Source organism: Streptomyces pristinaespiralis (assembly GCF_001278075.1).
Classification (GTDB): domain Bacteria; phylum Actinomycetota; class Actinomycetes; order Streptomycetales; family Streptomycetaceae; genus Streptomyces; species Streptomyces pristinaespiralis.
The window spans coordinates 4,905,577-4,917,104 of the sequence record NZ_CP011340.1 but is presented as its reverse complement, the minus strand read 5'-3'; the positions used below and the strand labels follow the sequence as shown (position 1 = coordinate 4,917,104).

Here is an 11,528-nt window from a genome sequence, read left to right as displayed (position 1 = left end):
GGAACTCATGAGCAGACGCAGGGGCCTGAGAACGCTGCTGGCGGGTGTGCTGCTCGCCGTGGCCACGGCCGGGTGCGGCGGCGGCCCGCCGGAGGAACGCACGCTGGTCGTGCTGGGCCCGTGGGCCGACGGCGAGGAGAAGCCGTTCGTCGAAGCGCTGCGGAGCATCGAGAAGCAGACCGGGCACCGCTACGTCTACAAGGGCACCCGCTCGCTGCGCGAGACCCTCGTCGCCCAGCTCCAGGCCGGCGCGCCGCCGGACATGGCGATCCTCAACAGCCCCGGTGAGCTGGCCGAGTACGCCAGGGCGGGTGATCTCCGTCCGCTTCCGGAGCGTGTGGCCGGGGCCGCCGTCACTCCGTGGGCGCCCGCCGTCACGGTCGAGGACGCGGCCGGGGAGGCGCGGACCCGCGCGTACTGGGCTCCCATCCGGGTGGACCTCAAGTCGCTGGTGTGGAGCAGGAACGAGGCGGCGGACTCCGCCCCCGTGTGGTGCGTGGGACTCGGCTCGGGCGCCACCTCCGGCTGGCCGGGCACCGACTGGATCGAGGACCTGATGCTTCAGCGCGAGGGCTCGGCGGAGTACGAGGAATGGGCCACGGGCAGGAAGCCCTGGGAGGAGACCCGTCCGGTCTGGGAGGAGTGGGCGCGGATACTCACCGCGGGCGGACGCGCCCCCGACGCCCGGTGGCTGAACGACTTCGAGAAGCTCGGCGGCGACCGCTACGGACTCCTGAACCGCGGCGACTGCACCCATGAGCACCAGGGCTCGTTCATCCGCAGGCACTACGGCGACGACGTGCGGCCCCGGCCGACGGCAGACCATCTGGACAGGCCGCCGGCCGCGAAGGAGGACGAGGACGACGAGAACGCCTTCGAGGTGTCGGGCGACATGGCCGCGGTGTTCAGGAGCAGTGCGGCCGCCTGGGACCTGCTCGACCGGCTCACCTCCAAGAAGGCCCGGGACAGCTGGGCGGCCGAGGCCATGCCCGGCGAGCGGCCGTTCTTCCCCGGCGGCACGACGGCCGCCACGGGACCGTCGGCCACCAAGGACGTCCAGGAGCTGTTCCGCTCGGCGGGCCGGATCTGTTTCGACGCCTCGGACGCGATGCCGCCGACCTTGCGCGACGCCTTCTACCGGGCCGTGCTGGAGTTCGCCGTCCGCCCGGACGACCCGGCGCTGCTGGACCGGCTGCTGAAGCAGCTGGAGGCGGAGCGTCTGCTGCAGGACAAGGAGAAGGCGTTCGTCCTGGACGACCTGTGCGGCACCCCGGCCGTCGCCGGGTAGGGCCCGCCGCCGAACACCTGCGGCCCGTACGGCCGGGCGCCGGCGCACCGGTGGGCCCCGGAAGCGCGGGCCGGGGCGCGCGATCCCGGCGGGGCCGTCAGGCGAAGACGACGGTGCGGCGGCCGTTGAGCAGGATGCGGTGCTCCGCGTGCCACTTCACCGCGCGGGCCAGCGCCTGGCACTCCACGTCGCGGCCGACCGCGACCAGCTGCTCGGGAGTGACCTCGTGGCCGACGCGTTCGACCTCCTGCTCGATGATCGGGCCCTCGTCGAGGTCGGCCGTCACGTAGTGGGCGGTCGCGCCGATGAGCTTCACACCGCGGGCGTGCGCCTGGTGGTAGGGCTTGGCGCCCTTGAAGCTCGGCAGGAAGGAGTGGTGGATGTTGATGATCCGGCCGCTGAGCTGCTTGCAGAGGTCGTCGGAGAGCACCTGCATGTAGCGGGCGAGGACGACGAGCTCCACCTGCTCGGCGTGCACCAGGTCCAGCAGCTGCGCCTCGGCGGCGGCCTTGTTGTCCTTGGTGACCGGAATGTGATGGAACGGGATGTCGTAGGAGGCGACGAGCTCGGCGAAGTCGGTGTGGTTGGAGACGACGGCCGCGATCTCGACGGGCAGGGCGCCGGTACGGGAACGGAACAGCAGGTCGTTCAGGCAGTGCCCGAACTTGCTGACCATCAGCACGATCCGCATCCGCTCGTCGGCGAGATGGATCTGCCAGTCCATCTGGAAGGCGTCACCGACGGCGGCGAAGCTGGCGCGCAGCTTGTCGACCGTCACCGGGGTCTCGGCGGAGAAGTGCACCCGCATGAAGAACAGACCAGTGTCCCGGTCACCGAACTGCCGGCTGTCCTCGATGTTGCAGCCGGTGATGAACAGGTAGCTCGAGACGGCGTGCACGATGCCCTGTTTGTCAGGACAGGAGAGCGTCAGGACGTACTGGTCGGTCATCCTTGTAGCCTCCCACATCCGGCCGCCCGGCCAGGAACACGTCCGTCAGGCGGACCGTGTCATGATCCGCAGCACCTCGAGGGAGCGCGGCGGGGTGTCGGGGTCCTCCCCGTCGCTGGTGGCCATCCGGACGTGCGCGTCACGCGCCGCCCGCACGGCCTCCGGCCAGCCGTGGTGCTCCATGTACGCGGACACCGGGGCGTCGGCGCCGACCTGGTGCATGATCCGCAGCACCCGCAGCACGGCGACGTCGACGAGCGCGGCCTCGCCGGAGTCACGGAAGATCGTCCCGACGTACTTCTCCGCGGACCAGTTGTCGAGCCACGTGTCCTCGACCAGACGGTAGACGGCGTCGGTGACGTCGCCGTATCCCTCGCGCCCCGCCAGCCAGCACTCCTGATGGAAGACGGGGTCGGAAAGCATGTGCAGCGCCGAGCGCACGTTGCTGCGCCAGCGCCACCAGGGCATGTCGTTGAGCGGCATGCCGCCCATGGTGGAGGAGCGACGGCCGCGACGGGAAGGGTTGACCGAACCTTGCTGCACGCCTTCGATCGTACGTTCCCTTTCCGGCAGCCCGGACGCACCCCTGCAATTCACCTGGACGTCACCCTTCGTTGAGCCATGCTCACTGTGCCGTTACCTGGAACCGGAAGCGTGCACAGTCATGACCGGTAGGCGTCGTCCCTCCTCCCCTCGCCCCTCCAAGACCTTCTCAGTCCGTGCCGCGTGTACGGCGGTGGTGGCGACCGGGGCGTCGCTCATCGTCGGCTGTGGCGTACTCCCTGGAGATCCGGGGGGCTCCAGGGAGCCCGTCACCGTCATGACCTTCGCCCCGGAAGACACCAAAGCGACCAATATGCCCGGCATGCCCGCCATGGCGAAGGCCTATGCCCGCTGGGCCGCGGCGCAGGGCGGCATCGACGGCCATGAGCTGCGTGTCATCACCTGCAACGAGCAGAACACCCCCCAGGGCGCGGCCACCTGCGCCCGGCGCGCCGTCAAGGAGGGCGCGGCCGCGGTGGTCGGCTCCTACAGCCAGTACGGCGACGCCTTCATGGCTCCCCTGGAGGCCGCGGGCATCCCCTTCATCGGCGGATTCGGCGTCTCCGACGAGGAGTTCACCAGTTATCTGTCCTACCCTGTCAACGGCGGACAGGCCGCCCTGCTCGCCGGCAACGGCCAGCAGCTCGCGGACGTCTGCGACAAGGTCGCGCTCGTACGTCCGGACAGCCTCGCCGGTGACGACCTGCCCGACCTGCTCAACGCGGGCCTGGCCCGCGGCAAGGCCGGGGAGTCGGCGGACATCCTGGCCGCCGACGACGCCACCGACTACTCCGACGAGGCGCGGCGGGCGCGCAGGCAGGCGGCGGAGCCGGTCTGGACCGCGTCCGACGGCGAGCGGCCCGGCTGCGTCACGGCCGCCCTCGGCGAACGCACGGAAACCTTCTTCGACTCCTACCGGCGGCTGCCCGAGGACGGACGGCAGGTCAGGATCTCGTCCGTGATGGGCAGCGTCGGCCAGCCCCTCATCGACCGCACCGGCGGCCGCAACGGCCCTTACGAGGGCGCCTACATCACCGGCTGGTACCCCGACGCGAGCGACGCCCGCTGGGACCGGATGCGCGACGTCGTCAGGACCCACGCGTTCGGCGACAACAGGATCGACCCGGCCGACGCGGGCGTGCAGACCACCTGGATCGCGTACAACGTCCTGAACAAGGTCGTCAGCTCGATCGACAGCGACCGGATCACCCCCGGCAAGATCTCCCACGCCCTCGACCAGGGTGTGGAGGTCTCGACCGACGGCCTGACACCGGCCCTGCGCTGGAGCTACGAGGACATGCTCGGCGCTTCCCGCTACCCGCGGATCGTCAACAGCAGCGTGACGTTCCAAGTGGTGAGCGAAGGACGGCTGGTGACGCAGCGGAAGGACTTCGTGGACGTGGGCCGGACCCTGATGGACGCCTCGTAGGACGTCCCCGACGAAGTTCCGGCCCACCCGGCCGAGGCCCCCGGGCCGCTCTGACCACGGGATCCGGCCGGGGGCCTTGCCGTCAGAGCTGGCTGCTGCGGCGCTCGGTCAGGCCGTAGGTGCGGGCGATCGAGTTCCACAGCGTCGAGGCCTCGTTCTTCGCCTTCGTCGCCTCTCCGCTCGCCGCGTTGCCCTGGGCGGTCCTGCTGGTCACCCGGGCCTTGCCGTCCTTGCAGCCCTTCTTGCCCTTGACCTGCTGCGCCCAGGCCGCGTAGTGGTCGTCGGCGGAGGCCGACGCCTGCCACGCCTTGGTCAGCGAGGCGGTCAGCTCCGCGTTGCGCGGCAGCTTGTCGACGGACAGGGTGCCCAGCCGCGTCACCAGGCTGCGGCGCTGCTGCGCCGCGCCCTTCAGGTCGGCTGTGGCCTGGTCCAGGTTCTTGCAGACCTTGATGTTCTCCACGGAACGGATGACCGCGTCACGGCTGTTGTTGCTGTCCGCGAGGAGCTTGTCGAGCTCCTTGGCCTGCGGCTCCGCGGGGTCGGCGGCCTGCGTGGTGGGGCTCGCTTCGCTGGGCGCCGGGGCGTCGGCCGCGACGTTCTTGTCCGGGCCCGGGTCCTTCGGCTCGTCCCCGCCGCTGAACATCACGGCGCCGACGCCGAGTCCGAGGACGGCGCAGCCGACGACGAGCGCGGCGACCACCGGCGCCAGGGACCGGCGGCGCGGCTCGGGCTCCGGGTCGTGGTACGGCTCGTGCCGGGGCGCCGGCCGGCGGGCCTGCGGATGACCGTGGCCGGGCGGCTGCTCGAAACGGGGCATCTGCTGGGTGGCGTCGGCCGTTTCAGGAGCCTGCCCCTCCGAACGGAAGAGGCTGTCGAACTCGGCGGGCGGCTGCCGGTCCCCGGGGGCGCCGGGGCGGATGCCGAACGGCGCGCCGGCGGGAGCGGGCGGCGCGGCCCCGCCGGGCACCGGGGCGATGTACTGGGTGGCGTCGGAATCGGAGACCTGGCCGGCCCCCTGCGCAGTGCCGCCCTGCGCGGCGCCGGAGGCCAGGGGCCCCGTGCCGAGGAACGTGGTCGACTCCGCGGGCATCTCGGGCGGCAGGGCGCCGGGCGCGACGGGCGCGATGTACTGAGTGGCGTCCGAGTCGCCCCCGGCGGCGTGCGCCGGAGCCGCCTGCGGGAAGCCGCCCGGGGCGTCCGGCCCGGCCGCCTGCGGCGAACTCCCCTGCCCGTACGGATCGTGGGGGGCCGGCGCCTGCGGGCCCGGGCCCTGGGGCGCCTGGTAGGGCTGCGGAGCGGGGGCGCCGAACCCGGCCTGGGCGGCGGGGGCGCCGGGTCCGCCGAACCCGGCCTGGCCGGCGCCTCGAGGTGCCTCGGGGTACGCGCCGTAGGCGTCCGGTCCCTGAGGGGCGGAGGACTGCGCCGGGGCGTCCTGCGGCGGGAGCGGCTGCCGGTGCACACCCGGCTGCGGCACCGCGGGGACCTGCGCGCCGTACGGCGCCTGCCCGGGGTGCCCGCCCTGCGCCGCGTACGGGTCGTGCCCGGTGGGCGCCGGGCCGGCCGGCGGGGCGGCGTGGGCGCCCGGCCCGTGGTGCGCGTTCGTCTGCTGCGGTGCGGTACCAGGGGTCCCGTAGCCGCCCTGCTGAGCGGGCGCTCCGTAGCCGCCCTGCTGGGCGGGGGCGCCGGGGTAACCCTGCGGGGCGCCCTGCGCGGGACCGCCGGGGTAGCCGTAGCCGCCCGGCTGCGGCGGGGCGGCCGGGTAGCCGTAGCCGGCGGGCTGTGCGGGGGCCGGGTAGCCGTACCCCTGGGACGCGTCGCCGCCGGGCGGCGGGCCCGGGTATCCGTACGCGGCTCCCGGCGCGGGCGCGGGCGCCGACTGCTGCGGGCCCCACGGCTCGCCCCACGGCTGCCCACCCGCCGGAGTCGTCTGCGCGCCTGCCGCGCCCGGTATGAGGGGCTCACTGCCGTCGGCGGGCAGCACGACGCCTTCGTGCGCGGGCCGCGCGGCGGGTAGCCGCTGCTCGTCACCCTGTCCGCTGTGCGTCACCGGGACTCCTACGTGTGGACCTACTGCGATCGTCGGCTCACGCTACCGGGTGCCCGGAGTGGTCCGCACACACGTGCCGGTGCGGTGACAAGATGCGGACACAACTCGCCTTCCACGCGCGGCAGTAAGCCCTTGTGTCACACCCGCCACAGGGGCCTCCCGCACCCCGCTCCGCCTCAGGCCGCGGCGCGCAGTTCCAGCCGGGTGGCGAACTCCCTCACCGACGGCTCCTCCGCGTACGGCTCCAGCCTCGACTGGAGGTCGTCCAGATACTCCGCGCCCCTGCTGGAGCGCAGCGTGTCCAGCAGCTCCACCGCCCGCGTGCCCGTGTAGCAGGCCTGTTCCACCTCGCGCTGCTGCACCTGCGCCGAGGCCAGCAGGACCAGGCCGATCGCCCGGCGGCGGGCCCGCGACTCGGGGTGGCCCTCCAGTGCCTGCGACGCGTACCGCGCCGCGGTCCGCGCCTCGCCGAGGTCGCGGTAGCAGTGCGCCAGTTCGTCCGCCAGGTACGCGCCGTCGAAGTGGGCGATCCAGTCCGGGTCGTCGCCCGTGTCCGGCTCGGTCCGCTCCAGCGCGGCGAGCGCCCGGCCGGCCGCCTCGTGGCACGTGCGGGCGTCCCCGAGGAGGGCGTGCCCGCGTGCTTCCGCCGCGTGGAACATGGCCTGCACCCGCGGCGTGACCCGCCCCCGCGCCCCCTCTTGCGCCGCACGCGCGAGCTGGGCGATCTCACGCGGGTTGCCCAGCTCGGCCGCCAGGTGGCTCATCGAGGCGGCGAGCACATAGCCGCCGTACGCCCGGTCACCGGCGGCCTGCGCCAGGCGCAGGGCCTGGATGTAGTACCGCTGGGCGAGCCCCGGCTGACCGGTGTCCACGGCCATGTAGCCGGCGAGCTCCGTCAGCCGCGCCGCGGCGGCGAACAGGTCCCGGCCGACCGCCTCCCGGTAGGAGCCGGACAGCATCCCGGAGACCACGCTGTTCAGATAGTGCACGACGACCGGCCGCACATGGCCGCTGCCGAAGCGGTGGTCCATCTCCGTCAGCGCGGCCGTCATCGCCCGGACCGCGTCGACGTCCGGCTGCCCGACCCGCGCCCCGGCGGTGCGGGCCACCTGGGTGTCCGCCCCGGTGATCAGCCAGTCGCGGCTCGGCTCCACGAGCGCGGACGCGGCGACCGCCGAGCCCGACAGGAAGTCCCGGCGGCCCACGTCGCTCCGCCACAGTTCACAGACCTGCTCGATCGCCCCGACCACCGTCGGCGCGAACTGCAGGCCGACGCCCGTGGCGAGGTTCTTGCCGTTGGCCATGCCGATCTCGTCGATCGTGACCGTGCGGCCGAGCTTGCGGCCGAGCGCCTCCGCGATGATGCCCGGCGCCCGGCCGCGCGGCTGCTGGCCGCGCAGCCACCGGGCGACGGACGTCTTGTCGTAGCGCAGGTCGAGGCCCCGCTCGGCGCCGACCATGTTGACACGCCGGGCCAGCCCGGCGTTCGAGCATCCGGCTTCCTGGATGAGCGCCTGCAGCCGTTCGTTCGGCTGACGGACGAGGAGAGGCCTGGCTGCCATGAACTACCCCCTGATGTTGATCAATGAGTTGATCAATGCCCGGCTGATATACGGAGAATGCAGGGTTGGTCGGGTTGGTTCGCTTTTGCCGTGCCGCGGCCCGGCCGCCACCGGCCGCCGTACGCGCCCCGCACTCCTACCCGCCCGTAGGGCACCCGGCCCGTGCGCGCCCCCGGTAGTGCACCCGTGCGCCCCACGTGCAGGATCGATGCTCCACCGCCCACCGCATCACGCCCCGTAACCCGCCGTTGCGGCGGTAGTTGAGTGTGACGTGGAAGAGACCATGGCAGTCACGGAAGCCGCCCGGATCCCCCAGCAGCGAGGCGCGCAACTGCTGGACAGCGCTGTGCGGTACGCGGAAGAGAGGCACTGGGACGTGTTCCCCGGCACCTGGCTGGAGGCCGTCGAAGGGGGGCAACGCTGTTCGTGCGGCGAACTGCGCTGCCCGCTCCCCGGCGCCCACGCCGGCCGCCCGGACTGGGCGAACCAGGCGACCGGCAGCGCCACCGCCGCGCGCCGCATGTGGACCAAACAGCCGACGGCCTCGATCCTGCTGCCCACCGGCCGCACCTTCGACGCCCTCGAGGTCTCCGAGTCGGCCGGCTTCCTGGCGCTCGCGCGCATGGAGCGGATGGATCTTCCCCTCGGCCCCGTTACCTGCACCCCCGACCGCCGGATGCTGTTCTTCGTGCTGCCGGGCGCGGCGCTCAAGGCCCCCGAGCTGATCAGGAACCTGGGCTGGGTCCCCAGCTCCCTCGACCTGGTCACCCGTGGCGAGGGCCACTACGTCGCGGCCCCGCCCACCCGTATCGGCGGACACGGCGCGGTCCAGTGGGCCCGCCGCCCCACCCCGGCCAACCGCTGGCTCCCGGACGCCGAGGAGCTCATCAGCCCGCTCGCGTACGCCTGCGCCAGGGAAGCGGCGTCGGCGCGGGTGCGCCAGGGGTAGCCGGGACGCCGGGGAACCGCGAACGCCCCGCGGCGGCCGGGACGCCGGGGCGGCGCACGCGCTCCGAAGACGGCCGGGACGCCCAGAGCCGGCGAACGCGCCAGGGACGGCGGGTGCGCCGGGGAAAGGGCATCCGCCGCGCGTCCGGCCGTCCGTAGGGTGGACCCGTACACCTGTGCCGCAAGGCACCTACGGGGACTCCGAAAGGCGCGGAAAACATGCCGGACCAGGCAGTTGAGGGGGCGGGCGAGGTGCGGACGGCACCTCCCGCCGTGCACGTCGAAGGTCTGTGGAAGCGGTTCGGCGAGCAGATCGCCGTCGCGGGGATCGATCTGACCCTGCCGGCCGGCAGCTTCATCGGCCTGGTCGGGCCGAACGGCGCGGGCAAGACCACGACCCTGTCGATGGTCACCGGCCTGCTCCGCCCGGACCAGGGCAGGGTCCGGGTCGCCGGCCACGACGTCTGGCGCGACCCGGTCGAGGTCAAGTCGCGCATCGGCGTCCTGCCGGAGGGCCTGCGGCTGTTCGAGCGGCTGTCCGGGCGCGAACTGCTCGCCTACAACGGCCGGTTGCGCGGCCTGCCGGGCGACGAGGTCGACAAGCGCGCGGGCCAGCTGCTGGACGTGCTGGACCTGGCGGGCGCCCAGCACAAACTGATCGTCGACTACTCCACCGGCATGCGCAAGAAGATCGGCCTGGCGGCGGCGCTGCTGCACAACCCCGAAGTGCTCTTCCTCGACGAGCCGTTCGAGGGGGTCGACCCGGTGTCCGCGCAGACCATCCGCGGGGTGCTCGAGCGGTACACCGCCTCCGGTGCCACCGTCGTCTTCTCCAGCCATGTGATGGAGCTGGTCGAGTCGCTGTGCGACTGGGTGGCCGTCATGGCCGCCGGCTCGATCCGCGCGCAGGGCCCGCTGGCCGAGGTGCGCGGGGACGCTCCGTCCTTGCAGGCCGCCTTCCTCGAACTGGTCGGTGCGCAGGGCAGGGACAACGGCGAGTCGCTGGACTGGCTCGGCGGCGGTGCGCGGTGAGTACGGCGTCCCTGACCTCCGTCTTCGTACGCCTGAAGCTGTCGCTGCTGCGCAACGGACTGCGCCAGTCGTCGGGACGCAGGACCGCGTTCGTCGTCTCGATGGTCCTCGTGCTGCTGCTCGCCGCCGTCCAGTTGCTGGGCCTGATCATGCTGCGCGGCAACGATCACGCCATGTCGCTCGTCGTCCTGCTGACGGGCCTGCTGGCGCTCGGCTGGGCGGTGCTGCCGCTGTTCTTCCCGAGCGGCGACGAGACGCTGGACCCGACGCGCCTGGTGATGCTGCCGCTCCGCCCGGGGCCGCTGGTGACCGCGCTGCTCGTCGCGTCCCTGATGGGCATCGGCCCGCTGTTCACGCTCTGCATGGTCGTGGGTTCGGCGTTCGCGCTGTCCCACGGCGTTCTCGCGGCACTGGTGTCCCTCGTCGCCGTCCCGCTCGCCCTGCTGGTCTGCCTGGCGCTGGCCCGCACGGTCGCGGCGGCGAACATCCGGCTGCTCACCTCCCGCAAGGGACGCGACCTGGCGGTCCTCAGCGGCCTGTTGATCGCGGTGGGCATCCAGTTCGTGAACTTCGGCGTGCAGCGTCTCGGTGACGCGGGCGGCCTCGCGGCGCTGGACCCGGCGGCGGCGATCGTACGGTGGGTGCCGCCGGCGTCCGCGATCGGCGCGGTGGACTCCGCGAGCGACGGCGCGTACGGCCAGGCACTCGCCCAGCTCGCCCTGTCCGGGGTGGCGCTCGTCCTGCTGCTGCGGACGTGGCGGCACAGCCTGACGAAGCTGATGACCGCCCCGGACGGCTCCACGCTGGCCGCGGCCTCCGAGCCGACCCGCAAGGGCTCCACGTCCGGTCTGCACCGGCTGCTGCCCGAGGGCCGCACCGGCACGGTGATGCAGCGCAGCCTCAAGTACATCTGGCGTGACCCGAAGACCAAGGGCGCCTGGGTGTCGTCGCTGGCCATCGGTCTGATCGTGCCCATCTTCAACGCCCTTCAGGGCACCGGCTCGATCTACTTCGCGTGCTTCGCCGCGTGGATGCTCGGCATCATGATGTACAACCAGTTCGGCCAGGACACCTCGGCGTTCTGGATGGTGGCGCTGACCATCTCCTCCACGCGCGACGCGTACGAGGAGCTGCGCGCCCGGACGCTGGCGCTGCTCGTCGTCACCCTCCCGTACACGGTGCTCGTCGTGGTGCTCACGGCGGTGGCGCTCGGGGAGTGGCACGACCTGCCGGAGGCGCTCGGCCTGTCCTTCGCCCTGCTCGGCGCGATGCTGGCGACGGGCGCACTGTCCTCGGCCCGTTTCCCGTACTCGATCCCGCAGGACAGCGCCTACAAGAACGTGGCCCCGGGCCAGGGCGGGCTGGCGTGGCTCTCCATCTTCGGTGGAGTGGTCATGGCGGCGCTGCTGTGCGCGCCGCTGATCGTCCTCACGATCTGGCTGAACGCCTCCGCCGGCTCCGGCGACGAGCCCCAGTGGACGGTACTGCCGGTGGGCGCCGTGTACGGGGCGCTCATCACCTGGGCGGGCGTCCGTGTGGCGGCACCGCAGACGGCGCGGCGACTGCCGGAGATCCTCACGGCTGTCAGCAAGGGCTGACGCGCCCGGCCGTGGCGTGCCCGCGGCCCAGGGGCGTCCAACGGTGAACGGCCGCCGTCCCACCCCCTGTCGGGGGACGGGACGGCGGCCGTCGGTCCGTGCGGTGCTGCTCGCTCACATGCCGGTCCCGCC

At 73.0% G+C, this 11,528-nt stretch carries 9 protein-coding genes; 5 read left to right on the top strand and 4 right to left on the bottom strand.

Annotation, left to right across the window (positions count from 1 at the left end; translation table 11 throughout):
• Positions 1–7 precede the first annotated feature (7 nt).
• The gene (locus SPRI_RS20945; protein WP_037774405.1) at positions 8–1,288 is read left to right on the top strand and encodes an extracellular solute-binding protein; all 1,281 of its coding nucleotides are present in this window, start codon (positions 8–10) and stop codon (positions 1,286–1,288) included.
• Positions 1,289–1,385: 97 nt separating this feature from the next.
• Here the strand turns inward: SPRI_RS20945 and purU are convergent, their stop codons facing one another.
• On the bottom strand, positions 1,386–2,237 hold the full coding sequence (purU, locus tag SPRI_RS20940) for a formyltetrahydrofolate deformylase (protein WP_037774403.1): 852 nt from the start codon (positions 2,235–2,237) through the stop codon (positions 1,386–1,388).
• A 45-nt stretch (positions 2,238–2,282) separates the two neighbouring features.
• Complete coding sequence (locus SPRI_RS20935; RefSeq protein ID WP_005316098.1) at positions 2,283–2,729, bottom strand: SCO4402 family protein; 447 nt, start codon at positions 2,727–2,729, stop codon at positions 2,283–2,285.
• A gap of 172 nt (positions 2,730–2,901) precedes the next feature.
• Here SPRI_RS20935 and SPRI_RS20930 point away from each other — a divergent pair, with 172 nt between their 5' ends.
• On the top strand, positions 2,902–4,209 hold the full coding sequence (locus SPRI_RS20930) for an ABC transporter substrate-binding protein (RefSeq protein WP_005316095.1): 1,308 nt from the start codon (positions 2,902–2,904) through the stop codon (positions 4,207–4,209).
• Between the two features lie 82 nt (positions 4,210–4,291).
• On the opposite strand, the gene SPRI_RS20925 is transcribed toward SPRI_RS20930, so the two are convergent.
• Both SPRI_RS20925 and SPRI_RS20920 read right to left on the bottom strand, forming a co-directional pair.
• Positions 4,292–6,256 (bottom strand): hypothetical protein, encoded by a 1,965-nt coding sequence (locus SPRI_RS20925; RefSeq protein ID WP_053557173.1) that lies wholly within the window; start codon positions 6,254–6,256, stop codon positions 4,292–4,294.
• Between the two features lie 176 nt (positions 6,257–6,432).
• Positions 6,433–7,818 (bottom strand): hypothetical protein, encoded by a 1,386-nt coding sequence (locus tag SPRI_RS20920; RefSeq protein ID WP_005316092.1) that lies wholly within the window; start codon positions 7,816–7,818, stop codon positions 6,433–6,435.
• Positions 7,819–8,101: 283 nt separating this feature from the next.
• On the opposite strand from SPRI_RS20920, the gene SPRI_RS20915 reads away from it, so the two are divergent.
• From SPRI_RS20915 to SPRI_RS20905, 3 genes are all read left to right on the top strand, one after another.
• On the top strand, positions 8,102–8,767 hold the full coding sequence (locus tag SPRI_RS20915; protein WP_053557172.1) for a bifunctional DNA primase/polymerase: 666 nt from the start codon (positions 8,102–8,104) through the stop codon (positions 8,765–8,767).
• 218 nt (positions 8,768–8,985) lie between these two features.
• Positions 8,986–9,798, top strand: coding sequence for an ABC transporter ATP-binding protein (locus SPRI_RS20910; protein WP_053557171.1), 813 nt, complete (start codon positions 8,986–8,988; stop codon positions 9,796–9,798).
• Positions 9,795–11,396 carry a hypothetical protein gene (locus tag SPRI_RS20905; RefSeq protein WP_037774398.1) on the top strand — a complete coding sequence of 534 codons (1,602 nt, stop codon included), beginning with the start codon at positions 9,795–9,797 and terminating at the stop codon, positions 11,394–11,396. The genes SPRI_RS20910 and SPRI_RS20905 overlap by 4 nt, the downstream gene beginning before the upstream one ends.
• Positions 11,397–11,528 lie beyond the last annotated feature (132 nt).